The organism is Citrobacter sp. Cpo030, from assembly GCF_030333005.1.
In the GTDB taxonomy this organism is placed as follows: domain Bacteria; phylum Pseudomonadota; class Gammaproteobacteria; order Enterobacterales; family Enterobacteriaceae; genus Citrobacter; species Citrobacter portucalensis.
Genome location: NZ_JAOWGT010000068.1, coordinates 81,276 through 98,462 on the forward strand (window position 1 = coordinate 81,276; position 17,187 = coordinate 98,462).

13 protein-coding genes are annotated in these 17,187 nt (G+C 51.0%); 4 read left to right on the forward strand and 9 right to left on the reverse strand.

What is annotated here, in order from left to right; genetic code table 11:
- Nucleotides 1-296 precede the first annotated feature (296 nt).
- On the reverse strand, nucleotides 297-755 hold the full coding sequence (gene soxR, locus OGY37_RS15355; RefSeq protein ID WP_043018085.1) for a redox-sensitive transcriptional activator SoxR: 459 nt from the start codon (nucleotides 753-755) through the stop codon (nucleotides 297-299).
- 86 nt (nucleotides 756-841) lie between these two features.
- Here soxR and soxS point away from each other — a divergent pair, with 86 nt between their 5' ends.
- Complete coding sequence (soxS, locus tag OGY37_RS15360; RefSeq protein ID WP_003031731.1) at nucleotides 842-1,165, forward strand: superoxide response transcriptional regulator SoxS; 324 nt, start codon at nucleotides 842-844, stop codon at nucleotides 1,163-1,165.
- Nucleotides 1,166-1,167: 2 nt separating this feature from the next.
- Here the strand turns inward: soxS and pdeC are convergent, their stop codons facing one another.
- Nucleotides 1,168-2,754: a cyclic di-3',5'-guanosine monophosphate phosphodiesterase PdeC gene (pdeC, locus tag OGY37_RS15365; protein WP_149385239.1), complete on the reverse strand. Its 1,587-nt coding sequence runs from the start codon at nucleotides 2,752-2,754 to the stop codon at nucleotides 1,168-1,170.
- A gap of 552 nt (nucleotides 2,755-3,306) precedes the next feature.
- Here pdeC and OGY37_RS15370 point away from each other — a divergent pair.
- Complete coding sequence (locus OGY37_RS15370; protein ID WP_003826625.1) at nucleotides 3,307-3,588, forward strand: YjcB family protein; 282 nt, start codon at nucleotides 3,307-3,309, stop codon at nucleotides 3,586-3,588.
- Between the two features lie 81 nt (nucleotides 3,589-3,669).
- Here the strand turns inward: OGY37_RS15370 and OGY37_RS15375 are convergent, their stop codons facing one another.
- The gene (locus OGY37_RS15375; protein ID WP_286621168.1) at nucleotides 3,670-5,979 is read right to left on the reverse strand and encodes an autotransporter outer membrane beta-barrel domain-containing protein; all 2,310 of its coding nucleotides are present in this window, start codon (nucleotides 5,977-5,979) and stop codon (nucleotides 3,670-3,672) included.
- Nucleotides 5,980-6,356: 377 nt separating this feature from the next.
- The gene (gene ssb1, locus OGY37_RS15380) at nucleotides 6,357-6,881 is read right to left on the reverse strand and encodes a single-stranded DNA-binding protein SSB1 (protein ID WP_003826621.1); all 525 of its coding nucleotides are present in this window, start codon (nucleotides 6,879-6,881) and stop codon (nucleotides 6,357-6,359) included.
- Nucleotides 6,882-7,132: 251 nt separating this feature from the next.
- Between ssb1 and uvrA the strand changes: the two genes are divergently transcribed.
- Complete coding sequence (gene uvrA / locus OGY37_RS15385; protein WP_003826619.1) at nucleotides 7,133-9,955, forward strand: excinuclease ABC subunit UvrA; 2,823 nt, start codon at nucleotides 7,133-7,135, stop codon at nucleotides 9,953-9,955.
- A 780-nt stretch (nucleotides 9,956-10,735) separates the two neighbouring features.
- Here the strand turns inward: uvrA and OGY37_RS15390 are convergent.
- The 5 genes from OGY37_RS15390 to dnaB form a co-directional block, all read right to left on the reverse strand.
- The gene (locus tag OGY37_RS15390) at nucleotides 10,736-11,092 is read right to left on the reverse strand and encodes an MmcQ/YjbR family DNA-binding protein (protein WP_148362570.1); all 357 of its coding nucleotides are present in this window, start codon (nucleotides 11,090-11,092) and stop codon (nucleotides 10,736-10,738) included.
- Nucleotides 11,093-11,219: 127 nt separating this feature from the next.
- Entirely contained in the window at nucleotides 11,220-11,933 is a 714-nt protein-coding gene (gene aphA, locus OGY37_RS15395) for an acid phosphatase AphA (RefSeq protein WP_003826615.1), read from the reverse strand.
- A 184-nt stretch (nucleotides 11,934-12,117) separates the two neighbouring features.
- On the reverse strand, nucleotides 12,118-13,311 hold the full coding sequence (tyrB, locus tag OGY37_RS15400) for an aromatic amino acid transaminase (RefSeq protein ID WP_286621171.1): 1,194 nt from the start codon (nucleotides 13,309-13,311) through the stop codon (nucleotides 12,118-12,120).
- Between the two features lie 128 nt (nucleotides 13,312-13,439).
- Nucleotides 13,440-14,519 carry an alanine racemase gene (gene alr, locus OGY37_RS15405; protein ID WP_003826612.1) on the reverse strand — a complete coding sequence of 360 codons (1,080 nt, stop codon included), beginning with the start codon at nucleotides 14,517-14,519 and terminating at the stop codon, nucleotides 13,440-13,442.
- Nucleotides 14,520-14,664: 145 nt separating this feature from the next.
- On the reverse strand, nucleotides 14,665-16,080 hold the full coding sequence (gene dnaB / locus OGY37_RS15410) for a replicative DNA helicase (protein ID WP_003826610.1): 1,416 nt from the start codon (nucleotides 16,078-16,080) through the stop codon (nucleotides 14,665-14,667).
- 64 nt (nucleotides 16,081-16,144) lie between these two features.
- On the opposite strand from dnaB, the gene OGY37_RS15415 reads away from it, so the two are divergent.
- The gene (locus OGY37_RS15415; protein WP_003826608.1) at nucleotides 16,145-17,128 is read left to right on the forward strand and encodes a quinone oxidoreductase; all 984 of its coding nucleotides are present in this window, start codon (nucleotides 16,145-16,147) and stop codon (nucleotides 17,126-17,128) included.
- Nucleotides 17,129-17,187: the final 59 nt, after the last annotated feature.

Below are 17,187 nucleotides of genomic sequence, written 5' to 3' on the forward strand. Positions count from 1 at the left end.
ACATCGGCGTGTTTATTTCGCGCAACTCGCGCAAGAAAACAGGTGAAGATGCATAAAATTTTTTGGCTAAAAAATCACCATTTCACTGGCAAATGGAGGGAGGTGGCTTACACTTACATTATCAACACAGGCCGGAACCTCCCCTAATGTGCTCGACTGAGGGGTGTTGATGTCGGGGGAAACCCTCCCGTGAACCAGCGGGATAGAGTGAAAGACAAAGACCGGAACCAAACTAAAGCGCCCTCTGTGGCGCTTTAGTTTTATGCCCTTCATACCCATCACATATTTTAAACCAATTAATCATCTTCCAGCAGCCGCGCTCCGGTCCCCTGCTCGCCAAGCTGGTCGCCAGGGTTACGCAACGGGCAATCGCTGCGTGACAAGCATCCGCAACCAATACACCCATCCAGCTCATCGCGTAGCGCCACCAAAGTATGAATACGTCGGTCCAGTTCTTCACGCCATTGCGAAGAGAGCTGCTTCCACTCTTTGGCACTGAGTGAATGCCCTTCAGGTAATACCCCTAACGCATCGCCAATCGTGGCCAACGGGATCCCGATGCGTTGAGCAATCTTGATAATCGCTACATAACGCAACACATCACGTTTGTATCGGCGCTGATTGCCGCTGTTGCGCATACTGCTGATTAACCCTTTGCTTTCATAGAAATGCAGGGTCGATACCGCCACGCCGCTACGCCTGGCGACTTCACCTGGCGTGAGCAGTGCTTTTATCCGGGGTAATTTCTTTTCCATAAATCGCTTTACCTCAAGTTAACTTGAGGAATTATACTCGCCCACAGACAAAACGACGAATCGAATACTGAGAAAGAGGCAGCCCTATGTCCCATCAGCAGATTATTCAGACCCTTATTGAATGGATTGATGAACATATCGATCAACCGCTGAACATTGAGGCGGTGGCGAAAAAATCAGGTTACTCGAAGTGGTATTTACAAAGAATGTTCCGCACGGTGACGCGCCAAACCTTGGGTGACTACATCCGCCAGCGTCGACTTTTGCTGGCCGCCGTTGAACTGCGGACGACTGAGCGACCTATTTTTGATATCGCGATGGATCTTGGTTATGTATCGCAACAAACCTTCTCGCGCGTGTTTCGCCGCGAATTTGATCGTACTCCCAGCGACTACCGCCACCGCCTGTAAGATCACTGCCCGCTCTGCGTCAGTATAGCGGGCGACCGTTGTACCCAGTGCATGAACTCCTGCGGCGGCAGCGCCTTCGCAAAATACCAGCCCTGACAATACTGTACGCCTCGCTCAAGCAGCCATTCGATTTGCTCCTTCGTTTCCACCCCTTCTGCAATTGTCTTCAGGTGTAAGCTTTGCGCCATTTCGATGATATGTTCGGCAATCAGGTGACTGGTGCTGTTACTGGACAGCGTGCTAATAAACGATTTGTCGATCTTCAGGATATCGATATTCAACGCGGACAAATTATGTAGATTGGAATATCCCGTGCCAAAATCATCAAACGCCACTTCATAACCCGCCTTGCGGAACGCCTGGATTATTGGGGTCATTTTATGTACATCTATGAACCCACGCTCCGTCACTTCGACTTTAATTTGCTGGGCCGCCACGGAGTACTCACGATTTTTGTCGTTAATCAGAGCAATCAATCGGGATGAATGAAAGTCAGAAGCGGAAAGGTTAATCGAGATAGAAAGCTGAGGATGCGCCGAAAGAAAATACCCCAAATCGTTGAACACCTCTTCAACGACATAATCCGTGATCCGCTCAATCATTCCCTCTTTTTCAGCCAGCGGAATAAACTCCGTCGGGCTCATCACCTCACCTTTACAACCCGGCCAGCGCAACAGAGCTTCAGCACCAACACATTGCCCATTCTTAATATCAATGATCGGCTGGTAATGCAGGCAAAGCTGACGTTTTTTGATCGCGCGTTTTAATAAGCGCCGGGGAGATAAGTATTCCTGGCGCGTGCGCCACCACATTAGCAGTATCAGGATGCTGCAGATAATCCCGAAGGGAATGGTTAATGCCGCCTCGTGATAGAAAATCTGACTTACGCGGTTGTCTGAGGTCGACACAATAATCGCAATTGGACGTTTTTCTGAATGCACGATGGTGTAGAAGCGATCGTCTTGTTGAAAGGTCGAGGCTTCACCGCGTATGAGCGGCGCGAATTGCGCAATATTTGCCGCTTCGCTGGCAGAGAAAAACGTATCTGTTACTGTGTCATACACGCCCCAGGAGAGATCCGGATCATCTGACATGACTTCGCTGTAGGACAATGGATTGATGACTGCGACGTAGTTCCCGCGTTGCATGTACGTCATTCTGTAGCCAGCGAAAAAAGGGGTATCGCGGTAGTAATAGATGGAGATATCCGGCGTACGTTTATAATCGGCTGTCGGCATAATATAAGTAACAGGCGGCGCCATCGACGTAGAGCACAAAAAGTGATCGCCCTGCGCATAAATTAGCTCACTGATATATAAACGACCGCGAATAATATTTAGCATACTTTTCTGATGTGCCGGGGTACACATCTTACCCTGATACAACTGGGCCATATCACGCGCCAAATCAGCTTGTAGGATCACCAATTCTGTTTTATTTAACACCAGTTGAGCAAAAGAGCGGAGTTGGCTATGGGTTTCGGTCATCGCCCGGATGTGTGCAAACCATATCGCCAGCACCACGGGGAACAATACCACCATGAATGTTCCCAGGAACTTCAGCAGCTTGCGTCGCGCTCTGTGATTCATGTCAGCCCTATTTCCCTGTTTCGTATATGCCAGAACCCATCAAGGCAGGATGCTATAAACACCGACTGATTAAGTTGCATGAATCTATCAGTATTAGCAACAGACTTCTCTATGTAAAAGTCTGATAATAGTTGATGATGATATTATTTTTCCGTAAGGCAAACTTAAAGTCATGCTTATTTCATAACGTTATTATCCCCAAGGAGTAATTTTTTATGAGCCTTATCCTGGCTGCGTTTAAGAAATTCATTAAAGTTTTTTAACGTTTAATTTAGGATAAATATAACAAGCAGATTAAATGCATGTTTAAAGCATGGTTATTTTTTATCAACCCTTCATTAAATAAAGCCACACATTTAGAGTGGTTTTAGCCCTACAAAAATAACGTCCAATAGTGGTGGACAAACGACCAGTTGTGATATAGTTCACAAAAATCATGTAACAGAAACAATGTTTCATTCATGTTATTGCCCGTCGATAGCCAGAGTATCACACCCTCGGTGAACACCCCCGCGCTGTCCTGGGCATCCAGACTTTCTGAGGACGTTTTTCATGGCGACAATAACAACTGGCGTGGTTCTTCTGCGGTGGCAACTACTCAGCGCGGTGCTGATGTTTTTAGCCAGTACGCTCAATATCCGTTTTCGTAAATCAGATTATATTGGCCTGGCCGTCATTAGCAGCGGTTTGGGGCTGGTTTTTGCCTGCTGGTTTGCGACTGGATTGCTCGGCATAACCCTGGTGGATATGTCCGCTATCTGGAAGAACATTGAAACCGTGATGGTTGACGTGATGAGCCACACACCGCCAGATTGGCCGATGGTGTTGAACTGATCGTAAGAAAGCGTCCGACTGAACCCAGGCTTCAGTCGGACGCTCATTTTTAGGTTAAGTGACCCGATTCAAGGCTATGAACTACCACTCCATACGGAAACCCGCGTTAACCTGCCAGTTCATATCAATGTCACCTCCCGCCGACCTTTCCAGATCAACATACAACCGGGAGTTATTGTTCTGAGTAAGATGGATATTGGTACCTATACCATAGTTGATCCAAGAGTCACTTCCTCCTTCACTCACTTTCAGTGAGGCATCTTTACCCCAAACGATAACATCACGATCGCCAGCAAACTCATGCAGCAAATCCAGCTTCACGTAAATATCGCTATCCGGGCGCGATTCAAACCGATAACCTCCGCGCAATCCGACACGACCAATAACGCTGTCTATATCGTTTTGACGGACTTTCAACCCACTACTGGTGGTATAACTGGCCTCATCCAGATAGGTATACACCAGCTGACCTTGCGGTTCGATAAAAGTAGAGTTTCCTAAGCTAAACTCGCGACCGTATTCTGCACTGGCACTGATTGACCATGTACTGCTATCTGCAAAGCCAGAGTTGCCGTATGTGTTCCTGTAATTGAAGTCACTTTCATGGCGGCTATATTTCAGTACCAAATCCAGGTAATCTAGTTTCTCTGGACGATTCCAGGCAACATAAAGTGAACCACCATAGCTCTTGTTATCGCCAGTACCATAAGTGAAGTCTGCATTGCCTCTCATGTAATGCGCGGCGATCCCTCGCGTCCAGACAGACTCCTCGCCTTCTTCTTTGTTGTCATAGCCGAGTTGCCAGAAGCTATACAAGTTTTTGAAGTAGCTCCCTGTATCACTCTCTATTTCACCACCTTTATAGCGGATCCACAGACCATTTTGCTGCTGGTCCTTGCGGAGTTCGCCTAAACGCTTATTCAGGTTGTCGATTTCAAGACGGGCAGTTGCCATGGCGTAGTTCAGACCGGCATTGGCTATCACGGTGTTACTACCTGCGCTGGCTTTCGTCGAAACACCCGTGATATACCAGTTGGTTCCGTACTGGCTTTGCGGATCGCCTTCACGAATATCAGAACGCAGCAGCGGTTTATAGTCATACACATACTCGTTCGTAATATCGACTTTATCGTACGCTTCGAACGCCACATTACTTGCCGCATCGGCAACCCAGATGTCTTCCTTCAAATCAGTGAGCTTGTTAATATTCAACGCTTCAATCGCATGTGTACCGCCGGTACTACTTTTAACAACCTCAATGAAGTCACTACCGTTGCGTCGTTGCTCATCTGTTTTATTAGTATTGACATCAATTAGGAAAATACCGTTATTCCCTTTCAAATCATGAATTTTAACGGTTTCGTTGATACTCTGGTTGGTATGTAGATTAAAACCATGTAGGTTTACCGTGCCGCCGTCTTTCAGGGTGATGGCACTGATTTCCGCATCTTTACCATCGGGAATCCAGTGGGCATTATTCGCCAACGTAAGATTGAGATCGCCGCTCCATTTCCCGATTTTTTCATCAAAGTAATTAGCTTCATGTCCATGCCAGTATGAATCTGCACCATTAAGCGTAATATTCATTTGGCTTGTATTAGAATAAAGCTTATCGCCAAAGTCGAGGTTACCTAATAGATTAACCTTGTTGCCTCCGGCCTGATTAATATTAACGACGCCACCGTCTTTAGCGCTGACCGCATCACTTTTTGATGACCCTTTCGGGTAGCCACTATTGTTCTCCAGGAGTTCTTTAAAGTTACTGGCGTAGGTATTAATGTATATATCGCCACCGTTTGCCGTAATGGTTGAGCCCGCCCCCCGCGCATAAATTCCGTTATTGGCCAACGTTGCATCTTCACCCTGTTTGGTGTGCTCAACCTCAGAACGAATGTACACATTGCCGTTGACGGAAACATCAGCGCCATCGCCTGCATATAATGCAGTATTGTTATGTGTGTACTTAGAGCCAATCAGGAAATTATTTTTAAGACTAAAATTGTCGACTGTCACTTTGGTATCATTGCCCTCAGCGGACAACCCAAAGAAGGCTAATCCAGAACGGTGATCCTGCTGCGTGGTCCCACCAATATTGACGCTGTAATTACCAATATGATATTCACCGCCCTGATCATTCGTGATGTTGCCAATCTTGACCTCAAGACCGTTACCTTCACCTCGCACAGGATTATCAACTTTCACCGTAAAATCGTAGTTGTTGTCACCTGCTATCGTATCTTTGATGCTAATACCCGAACTTTCAGGATTATCACCGATGTAGTTTAACTCATAGTTTTTAGCAATTGCTCCGCCAGAATATAGCGCATTACTTATGCTCACTGACAATACTAAAGGCAATATTACCTTAGCATTATTTTTCCATTGATACATATATAGACTCCGAAACACAAAAGAATATAGAAATATCAAAACGATTATCAAACCCTCACCAATAGAAAGAGATCGGAGAACAATACACTTGTATCAATGATGAATTGACAATCTCAGAGCATTATTTAATGCAGAATATTATGCTGTCAATATTTTGTGACTTATTAAGCACATAAATTTAAGATATTTTATTTAAATTTGATTGCTATCAATATTATTATATGCATCTATTAAAATGTTAATTATCCACAGTATTTATATTTCGATTTTTTCTTGCAAAACATTCGATTAATACATATGAGAAAATCGTCAAAAACAAAAAGCCCCATATAAAATGGGGCTTTTGATTCATTACGATAAGAATCGTTTGGTCACGATTAGAACGGAATATCGTCGTCGAAATCCATCGGCGGCTCGTTAGACGGCGCAGCCGGAGCTGACTGTTGCGGACGAGACTGCGCGCCGCCGCTGAACTGGTTGCCACCCTGCGGCTGCTGAGGTTGACCCCAACCGCCCTGCTGCTGACCGCCACCTGCCGGAGCACCACCACCCTGACGACCACCCAGCATTTGCATGGTGCCGCCAACGTTAACCACAACTTCTGTGGTGTACTTTTCTACGCCGGACTGATCGGTCCATTTGCGGGTACGCAACTGACCTTCGATATAGACCTGAGAACCTTTACGCAGATATTCGCTGGCCACTTCCGCCAGTTTGCCAAACAGCACAACACGGTGCCATTCAGTCTGCTCTTTCATTTCACCGGTCGCTTTATCACGCCAGGATTCGGAAGTAGCCAGCGTAATGTTGGCAACTGCGCCACCATTCGGCATATAGCGTACTTCCGGGTCCTGGCCCAGATTACCGACGAGAATCACCTTGTTTACGCCTCTGCTGGCCATGATCGTGTCTCCTGAAAAACGTTACTGAATAAGTGTAAGCGCGGGATTGTAGCATTTCCAATAGCGCTTTTACTACGTTGCGAAGTTGATTCCAGTAAACAACCCCAGCCAGACATTGTTGCACAGACCTCTGCGTTTTGCATTCCAATACTGTATATCCATTCAGGTCAGGTTGTGTCATAATTAACCGTTTGTGATCGCCGGTAGCACCATGCAGCCAGGCAAAAAAGCGTTTAATCCGGGAAAGATGAATGGATAAGATCGAAGTTCGGGGCGCCCGCACCCATAATCTCAAAAACATCAACCTCGTCATCCCGCGCGACAAGCTGATTGTCGTCACCGGGCTTTCGGGCTCAGGCAAATCTTCGCTCGCTTTCGACACCTTATATGCCGAAGGGCAGCGTCGTTACGTTGAATCCCTTTCCGCGTACGCGCGTCAATTTCTGTCGCTGATGGAAAAACCGGACGTCGACCACATTGAGGGGCTCTCTCCTGCCATCTCAATTGAACAAAAATCGACGTCCCATAACCCGCGATCCACGGTAGGTACAATTACCGAAATTCACGACTATCTGCGTCTGCTGTTTGCCCGCGTTGGCGAGCCGCGCTGTCCGGATCACGACGTTCCCCTGGCAGCTCAGACCGTAAGCCAGATGGTGGATAACGTCCTGTCGCAGCCGGAAGGTAAGCGTCTGATGCTGCTGGCGCCGGTGATTAAAGAGCGTAAAGGCGAGCACACCAAAACGCTGGAAAACCTGGCAGGCCAGGGCTATATCCGCGCCCGTATCGACGGTGAAGTCTGTGACCTTTCCGATCCGCCCAAGCTTGAGCTGCAAAAGAAACACACCATTGAAGTGGTGATTGACCGCTTTAAAGTCCGTGACGATCTCACCCAGCGCCTGGCGGAATCCTTTGAAACCGCGCTGGAACTGTCCGGCGGTACGGCGGTCGTTGCCGATATGGACGACCCGAAAGCGGAGGAGCTGCTGTTCTCCGCCAACTTCGCCTGCCCTATCTGCGGCTATAGCATGCGCGAACTGGAACCGCGGCTGTTCTCGTTTAACAACCCGGCGGGCGCGTGTCCAACCTGTGACGGTCTCGGCGTGCAGCAATATTTCGATCCTGATCGGGTGATCCAAAACCCGGAACTGTCGCTGGCCGGTGGTGCTATCCGCGGTTGGGATCGCCGTAACTTCTATTACTTCCAGATGCTTAAGTCTCTGGCGGAACACTATAAATTCGACGTTGAAGCCCCGTGGGCCAGCCTGAACCCTGCCGTGCATAAAGTGGTACTGTACGGTTCCGGTAAAGAGAATATCGAATTTAAATACATGAACGATCGTGGTGATACGTCCGTACGTCGCCATCCGTTCGAAGGCGTATTGCACAATATGGAGCGCCGCTATAAAGAGACGGAATCCAGCGCAGTACGTGAAGAATTAGCCAAGTTCATCAGTAACCGACCTTGCGCCAGCTGTGAAGGGACGCGTTTACGCCGGGAAGCTCGTCACGTATTTGTTGAAAATACGCCGCTGCCTGCGATTTCTGACATGAGCATCGGTCATGCAATGGATTTCTTCAACAATCTGAAGCTTGCGGGTCAGCGGGCGAAGATTGCCGAGAAAATTCTTAAAGAGATTGGCGATCGTCTGAAGTTCCTGGTCAACGTCGGCCTCAACTACCTGACGCTATCGCGTTCGGCAGAAACACTCTCCGGCGGTGAGGCCCAGCGTATTCGTCTGGCAAGCCAGATCGGCGCGGGTCTGGTCGGTGTAATGTACGTGCTGGATGAGCCGTCTATTGGCCTGCACCAGCGCGATAACGAACGTCTGCTGGGTACGCTTATCCACCTGCGTAATCTGGGTAATACCGTTATTGTGGTCGAGCACGATGAAGATGCAATTCGCGCTGCTGACCACGTGATCGATATCGGCCCCGGCGCTGGCGTTCACGGCGGTCAGGTCGTCGCCGAAGGGACGCTCGACGACATCATGGCAGTGCCTGAGTCGCTGACCGGCCAGTACATGAGCGGTAAACGCAAGATTGAAGTGCCTAAACAGCGCGTTGCGGCTGACCCAGAGAAAGTACTGAAACTCACCGGCGCACGCGGTAACAACCTGAAAGATGTCACCCTGACGCTGCCGGTAGGTTTATTTACCTGCATTACCGGGGTTTCCGGTTCGGGTAAATCGACGCTGATTAACGACACACTGTTCCCGATTGCACAGACGGCGCTAAACGGTGCGACGCTGGCTGAACCTGCGCCATATCGCGACGTTCAAGGCCTGGAACATTTCGACAAAGTGATCGACATTGACCAAAGCCCGATTGGCCGTACGCCGCGCTCTAACCCGGCAACCTACACCGGGGTGTTTACGCCAGTGCGCGAACTGTTTGCCGGTGTACCGGAGTCACGCGCACGCGGTTACACGCCGGGGCGTTTCAGCTTTAACGTCCGTGGCGGACGCTGTGAAGCCTGTCAGGGCGATGGCGTGATCAAAGTCGAAATGCACTTCCTGCCGGATATCTACGTGCCGTGCGATCAGTGCAAAGGCAAGCGCTATAATCGCGAAACGCTGGAAATTAAATACAAAGGCAAGACTATCCACGAAGTGCTGGATATGACGATTGAAGAAGCGCGTGAGTTCTTCGATGCCGTTCCGGCGCTGGCGCGTAAGCTGCAAACGCTGATGGACGTTGGCCTGACGTACATTCGACTGGGTCAGTCCGCTACCACGCTCTCGGGCGGTGAAGCACAGCGCGTGAAGCTGGCGCGCGAACTGTCCAAACGCGGTACCGGGCAAACGCTGTATATTCTCGATGAGCCGACCACCGGTCTGCATTTTGCGGATATTCAGCAACTGCTGGACGTGCTGCATCAGCTCCGGGATCAGGGCAACACCATCGTGGTGATTGAGCACAATCTGGACGTGATTAAGACCGCAGACTGGATTGTCGATCTCGGTCCGGAAGGCGGCAGCGGCGGCGGCGAAATCCTTGTCTCCGGCACACCAGAAACGGTCGCTGAGTGTGAAGCCTCACACACAGCCCGCTTCCTCAAACCGCTGTTGTAATTACGCAACACTTGTCTGGCCTACAGAATATGCATGAAGCTTGTAGGCCGGATAAGGCGCTTGCGCCGCATCCGGCTACGGTTGTGCCTGATGGCACTGCGCTTATCAGCGCCTACGAAACTACAGACCAGGCATGAAGCCTGTAGGCCGGATAAAGCGCTTACACCGCATCCGGCAACCGTTGTGCCTGATGGCGCTACGCTTATCAGGCCTACAAAACTACAGACCAGGCATAAATCTTGTACGCCGGATAAGGCGCTTGCGCCGCATCCGGCAACCGTTGTGCCTGATGGCACTGCGCTTATCAGCGCCTACGAAACTACAGACCAGGCATAAAGCTTGTAGGCCGGATAAAGCGCTTACACCGCATCCGGCTACGGTTGTGCCTGATGGCACTGCGCTTATCAGCGCCTACGAAACTAAAGACCAGGCATAAAGCCTGTAGGCCGGATAAGGCGCTTGCGCCGCATCCGGCTACGGTTGTGCCTGATGGCACTGCGCTTATCAGCGCCTACGAAACTACAGAATATGCATAAAGCTTGTAGGCCTGATAAGGCGCTTGCACCGCATCCGGCAACAGTTGTGCCTGATGCACTGCGCTTATCAGGCCTACGAAACTACAGACCAGGCATAAAGCTTGTAGGCCGGATAAGGCGCTTGCGCCGCATCCGGCAACCGTTGTGCCTGATGGCACTGCGCTTATCAGGCCTACGAAACTACAGAATATGCATAAAGCCTGTAGGCCGGATAAGGCGCTTGCGCCGCATCCGGCGAACCGGATCAGGGCTGCGTCAGTATCCGGCGTTTCTCTTCCGGTAACGTGTTCACAGCCTGCTGATAAGAGGCGTCGACCAGATAATAAATCTGTGAATCCGGCAGCGAGCCGTCCAGATACACCGTACTCCAGTGCGCTTTATTGAGATGCCTGCTTGGCCGAACATCGCTATGCTGCTGGCGCAACAGTTCTGCCAGTTCAGGGCTGGTTTTCAGAGACACCGCCGGGCGTTCTTCCACCTCTTTTACCATGGCAAAAAGCACATCTTCGACTTTGATTTGCGTGGCCTTCCAGTCACTGTGAACGCTCTGCTCCGCGCCCGTTTTTGCCATGCAGTATTGCAGCAACTCCGAATTCGTCATCTTTATTCCCCTTACCAGCATATTGCCTCATGAGAACATCTTTTATTCAGTGTGCAGCAAGTCCGCAAAAGGTAAAAGCCAGCAATGTAAATTTGTTTAAAAAAACAGCAATCCGCAGCCAGCGTCCTCAATATTCCGAGTTGACGATCACCTCTTCACCAAACGCACCGGCCTGTGGCAGCGGCTTATAAGTGGAGTTAGAGGCGCGCAAAATGCGAATACCGCGAATACCCACGTCGCGAGCGGCAGTGATGTCATTATCGGAGTCACCGTAGAACATGCGGATATTTTTATCCTGCAGCCACTGCGTTTTGGTGTTCTGACCCGGCTTGTCGCCGGCAAAAATGACCGGATTCATATTTCCAGCCGGGATGTGAAAGTTATCAGACAACGTTTTCGACACCGTTTCAGTCTTCGTCTGGCTACGCCCGGTCACGAAAAAGATGCTGTCACCGCGACGCACGTGCATATCAATCAGTTGGCGCGCGACTTCTTTTGGAATACTGAACTCGTCCCAGCCATTGTTCATTTTTTCCCAGAAGGCCGGATTCTTCAGGTAATCCTCACTGTCCGGAGAATACGTTTTTTTACCGCGCCAGAAGCCTGGGCTGGAAAAGAGGACAGTGTCATCGATATCAAACCCGACGGCCATCGGCGGACGTCCGGTCAGGCTGTTTTCAATTTGTGCCACGGAGACCCAGTGAATGGGAGCCTGCTCAGCGAGCTTTGCAACGTTAGTGCCTGGATTGAGCTGAGAGGGAGAAGAAACGAGTGCCTGGGCTGGCTGATTTAGCGTGAACAATAAACAAACGGCACTCAGTGCCAACGTAAACTTGCGCATATTTTTCCCTAAGTAGTCAGTTAGTTATCATTTTTTTATTAACAACTGGTCAAAAAACTATCTGACCTTACCCCTTAGGGGGAGGGAAAGGAAGGATTTTCTCTGGTTTTGTCCTGGAAAAGGAGCACGATCACATTGGAAAACAGGCCTGATGGCGCGACGCTTATCAGGCCTGCAAAGTCGGTTACATGACGGCAGCAAATGCCTTCGCCACGCGCTGCACGTTACCGTGATTCAGCCCGGCCACGCACATACGACCGCTGGCGATCAGGTATACACCGAACTCATCGCGCAGGCGATCGACCTGGGCTACGCTAAGCCCGGTATAGCTGAACATACCGCGCTGTTGCAGCAGGTAGTCAAAATTACGGCCTGGGATCTCCGCATTTAATACGTTAACCAGCTCCTGACGCATCGCCAGAATGCGAGTACGCATCTCTTCAACTTCCGCCAGCCAGCTGGCTTTCAGCACGTCATCACCCAGCACCGCGGCAACAACCTGCGCACCAAAGTTTGGCGGGCTGGAGTAGTTACGACGCACCGTCGCTTTTAGCTGCCCCAGAACACGGCTGGCGGCATCAGCGTCTTCACATACCACAGACAGTCCGCCGACACGCTCACCGTATAAGGAAAAAATCTTCGAGAATGAGTTGCTGACCAGAGCGGGCAATCCGGCGCTGGCGATGGCGCGAATCGCATAGGCGTCTTCTTCCATTCCACCGCCGAAGCCCTGGTAAGCAATGTCCAGGAACGGAATCAGATCGCGTGCTTTCAGGATCTCAATAACGCTATCCCACTGCGCAGACGTTAAATCCGCCCCTGTCGGGTTATGGCAGCACGGATGTAGCAGCACGATGCTGCGCGCCGGTAGGGTATTCAGCGTTGCCAGCAGGTCGTTGAAACGCACGCCGTTGGTCGTGTCGTCATACCATGGGTAAGTGCTTACTTCGAATCCGGCACCTTCAAAAATCGCGATATGGTTTTCCCAGGTCGGATCGCTGACCCACACACCAGAATCAGGGAAATAACGTTTCAGGAAATCTGCGCCAACCTTTAACGCACCGGAGCCGCCCAGCGTCTGAATGGTTGCGACGCGCTGCTGCTGGAGAACCGGATGTTCTGCGCCAAACAGCAGCGGCGCAATGGTATGGCGATACGTGTTCAGACCTTCCATCGGCAGATACAACGAAGCACCATGCGGTTTGGCATTAAGTCGAGCTTCCGCTTCCGCCACCGCTCTAAGCTGAGGAATAATACCGTCTTCGTTGTAATACAGGCCGATGCTGAGATTCACTTTGTCGCTACGTGAATCTTCTTTGAAGCGCTCCATGAGCGATAAAATCGGGTCGCCAGCGTAGGCGTCAACTTTTTGAAACACGTGTGGTTCTCCGGGTTTACAGGCAGGGGTTAAGAACACAATAAACCGGAAGTGGGAGAAGATCGAGAGGATGTTGAGAGGAATATTGCCGGAAGGCGGCGTAACCACCTGTCCGGCACATCATGCTGTTAATCGATATACTTCATCGCCACCCTTGAGGTCAGGCGTGTAATAAGTTCGTAAGCACTTACTTTCGTCATTTCAGCAATACGTTCAACGGGCAGGCCCTCGCCCCACAGAATCACCGAATCGCCGGCTTTATCCTGCGCTTCGGGCCCTAAATCGACGCAGATCATATCCATCGCGACGCGACCGACGATCGGCACTTCACGGCCGTTGACCAGTACCGGCGTCCCCGAAGGCGCTGCGCGCGGATAACCATCGCCATAGCCCATCGCTACCACGCCAAGACGCGTGTCGCGCTCGCTCAGCCAGGTTCCCCCATAACCAACCGGCTCGCCCGCTTTGTGCTCACGCACCGCAATCAGACTTGAGGTCAGCGACATTACCGGTTGGCAGCCAAAATCAGCGCCGATGGAGTGATTTTCCAGTGGTGATACGCCATACAGAATCAGCCCCGGACGCGCCCAGTCGAAATGAGACTGCGGCCACAGCAAAATACCACCCGACGCGGCAATCGAACGCTGCCCCGGTTTGCCTTCACAAAAACTGTTGAAGATATCGAGCTGTTTTTCGGTCGCGCCACACTCAGGCTCGTCCGCGCGAGCAAAGTGGCTGACGATATTGACCGGCTGGCGCACGTTTTCACATTGCGTTAAGCGCTGATAAAACGCCTCAGCCTGCTCAGGGCGTACGCCCAGGCGATGCATACCGGTGTCGAGCTTCATCCAGACGGTAACGGGTTCAGCCAGTTTTGCTGCTTCCAGGGCTTCGAGTTGCTCCTGGTTATGGACGGCAGTATGCAGACGCTGCGCGGAAATAGTCGGCAGATCGGAGGCATCAAAAAACCCCTCCAGCAGCAGGATGGGCTGCGTGATCCCTCCCGCTCGCAAGCGCAGGGCTTCTTCAAGACGAGCGACACCAAAAGCGTCCGCATCGGGGAGCGTTCGCGCGGTCTCTAACAGACCATGGCCGTAGGCGTTCGCTTTCACGACCGCAACCAGTTTGCTGGCTGGAGCCAGTTCACGCAGACGTTGCAGGTTGTGTCGCAGAGCGCGGCGGTTAATGACTACAGTTGCCGCTTGCATTTGTATTCCTTTATAAAAGAATCTTCTAAATCATTCGTGTTGCTGGAGGGCGACAAGCCAGAGAATCCCCGGAAGCTTAGTAAACTAAGTGATCGGGGTGAACGGGCGTAGTCAACACATCTGCAGCATGAAGGATGACGGAGATTTATTCGTCGTCGTATTGTGGGCCCGCATAGTTATCGAAGCGCGACCACTGACCGTTAAACGTCAGGCGCACCGTACCGATCGGGCCGTTACGTTGCTTACCAATAATGATTTCTGCGATCCCTTTCAGGTCGCTGTTTTCGTGATAAACCTCATCACGATAGATAAACATGATTAAGTCGGCATCCTGCTCGATGGAGCCGGACTCACGCAGATCCGAGTTGACCGGACGCTTGTCGGCACGTTGTTCCAGAGAGCGGTTAAGCTGCGACAGCGCCACCACCGGCACATGCAGTTCTTTCGCTAACGCTTTCAGCGAGCGGGAGATTTCTGCAATTTCCAGCGTACGGTTGTCGGAGAGCGACGGCACGCGCATCAGCTGCAGGTAGTCGATCATGATAAGTCCGATACCGCCATGTTCACGGGCGATACGACGGGCACGCGAGCGCACTTCCGTAGGCGTCAGGCCGGAGGAGTCATCAATATAGATGTTTCGTTTCTCCAGCAAAATACCCATTGTTCCGGAAATTCGCGCCCAGTCCTCATCATCCAGTTGACCGGTACGGATTTTGGTTTGGTCTACGCGTGAGAGCGAGGCCAGGGAACGCATCATGATCTGTTCTGAGGGCATTTCAAGACTAAAGATAAGAACCGGCTTATCCTGCAACATCGCCGCATTTTCGACGAGGTTCATTGCAAATGTCGTTTTACCCATCGACGGACGCGCGGCGACAATAATTAAGTCTGACGGCTGCAAACCAGCCGTCTTTTTATTGAGGTCGTCATAACCGGTGTTCACCCCGGTGACGCCGTCGTGCGGTTGCTGGAACAGCTGCTCGATACGCGCGACGGTGGCGTCGAGCACGTCAGTAATATTTTTCGGGCCTTCGTCTTTATTAGCGCGGCTTTCCGCGATTTTAAAGACACGGGATTCTGCAAGGTCCAACAGATCTTCACTGGAGCGTCCTTGCGGATCAAAACCGGCTTCAGCGATTTCGTTCGCAACTGAAATCATGTCACGAACAACGGCGCGTTCGCGGACAATATCCGCATAAGCGCTAATATTCGCCGCACTTGGTGTATTTTTAGATAACTCAGCCAGGTAAGCAAAACCGCCGACGCTGTCCAGTTGTCCCTGAACCTCCAGCGACTCTGCCAGCGTGATCAGATCGATGGGTTTTCCCATCTCCTGCAGGCGATGCATTTCCGTGAAGATATGCCGGTGCGGTCGGGTATAAAAATCTTCCGCCACCACACGCTCGGCGACATCGTCCCAACGTTCGTTATCCAGCATTAAACCGCCCAACACCGACTGTTCCGCTTCAATCGAGTGCGGCGGTACCTTCAGCCCGGCGACCTGGGGATCGCGCTCACGAGCATCAGTCTGTTGTTTGTTGAAGGGTTTATTTCCTGCCATAGTGAATGGAGTTACCGAGATAATGATTGGGTCGAAAGATTACCACATTTCTTTTGGAGGAAGCATGGCAACACGTATTGAATTTCACAAGCATGGTGGCCCTGATGTACTCAAGGCGGTGGAGTTTACGCCCGTAGACCCGGCGGAAAACGAAATCCAGGTCGAGAACAAAGCGATTGGGATCAACTATATCGACACCTACATCCGCAGTGGTCTTTATCCACCGCCTTCCCTGCCCAGCGGTCTGGGTACCGAAGCCGCAGGCGTGGTCAGCAAAGTCGGCAGCAAAGTGACACACATTAAAGCTGGCGATCGCGTGGTGTACGCCCAGTCTGCCCTTGGCGCCTACAGCTCAGTGCATAACGTTCCGGCCGATAAAGCCGCCATCCTGCCTAACGCTATCTCGTTTGAACAAGCTGCCGCCTCGTTTCTTAAAGGGCTAACCGTTTTTTATCTGTTACGTAAAACGTATGAAATTCAGCCTGATGAGCCGTTTTTGTTCCATGCGGCTGCGGGCGGCGTCGGCATGATTGCCTGCCAGTGGGCAAAAGCATTGGGTGCGAAGCTGATTGGTACCGTCGGCAGTGCGCAAAAGGCGCAAATTGCGTTGCAGGCTGGCGCATGGCAGGTCATTAACTATCGTGAAGAGAGCATTGTTGAGCGAGTGAAAGAGATAACTGGCGGTAAAAAAGTGCGGGTGGTGTATGACTCGGTAGGGAAAGATACCTGGGAAGCCTCGCTGGATTGTTTACAGCGCCGGGGACTAATGGTCAGCTTTGGTAATGCTTCCGGGCCGGTGACTGGCGTGAACTTAGGCATTCTGAACCAGAAAGGTTCGCTATACGTGACCCGTCCTTCACTCCAGGGGTATGTCACCAATCACCGCGAATTAACCGAGGCCAGCAATGAGCTATTCTCGCTAATTGCCAGTGGAGTGATCAAAGTGGATGTCGCGCCTGGTCAGACGTTCGCACTGCACGATGCACAGCGTGCTCATGAAGTACTGGAAAGCCGGGCCACGCAGGGATCGAGTTTGCTGATTCCGTAACGCCATCATTTTCCCCTAAATAATTCAAGCTCCAGGAAGGCGGCAATGGAATGAATCCC

Excerpts from the sequence above, each read along its gene's own strand:
- OGY37_RS15375 (WP_286621168.1), bottom strand. The coding sequence starts at position 5,979 with ATGTATCAATGGAAAAATAATGCTAAGGTAATATTGCCTTTAGTATTG.
- soxS (WP_003031731.1), top strand. The coding sequence starts at position 842 with ATGTCCCATCAGCAGATTATTCAGACCCTTATTGAATGGATTGATGAA.
- pdeC (WP_149385239.1), bottom strand. The coding sequence starts at position 2,754 with ATGAATCACAGAGCGCGACGCAAGCTGCTGAAGTTCCTGGGAACATTC.
- aphA (WP_003826615.1), bottom strand. The coding sequence starts at position 11,933 with ATGCGCAAGTTTACGTTGGCACTGAGTGCCGTTTGTTTATTGTTCACG.
- ssb1 (WP_003826621.1), bottom strand. The coding sequence starts at position 6,881 with ATGGCCAGCAGAGGCGTAAACAAGGTGATTCTCGTCGGTAATCTGGGC.
- OGY37_RS15390 (WP_148362570.1), bottom strand. The coding sequence starts at position 11,092 with ATGACGAATTCGGAGTTGCTGCAATACTGCATGGCAAAAACGGGCGCG.
- OGY37_RS15415 (WP_003826608.1), top strand. The coding sequence starts at position 16,145 with ATGGCAACACGTATTGAATTTCACAAGCATGGTGGCCCTGATGTACTC.
- alr (WP_003826612.1), bottom strand. The coding sequence starts at position 14,519 with ATGCAAGCGGCAACTGTAGTCATTAACCGCCGCGCTCTGCGACACAAC.
- dnaB (WP_003826610.1), bottom strand. The coding sequence starts at position 16,080 with ATGGCAGGAAATAAACCCTTCAACAAACAACAGACTGATGCTCGTGAG.
- soxR (WP_043018085.1), bottom strand. The coding sequence starts at position 755 with ATGGAAAAGAAATTACCCCGGATAAAAGCACTGCTCACGCCAGGTGAA.
- OGY37_RS15370 (WP_003826625.1), top strand. The coding sequence starts at position 3,307 with ATGGCGACAATAACAACTGGCGTGGTTCTTCTGCGGTGGCAACTACTC.
- uvrA (WP_003826619.1), top strand. The coding sequence starts at position 7,133 with ATGGATAAGATCGAAGTTCGGGGCGCCCGCACCCATAATCTCAAAAAC.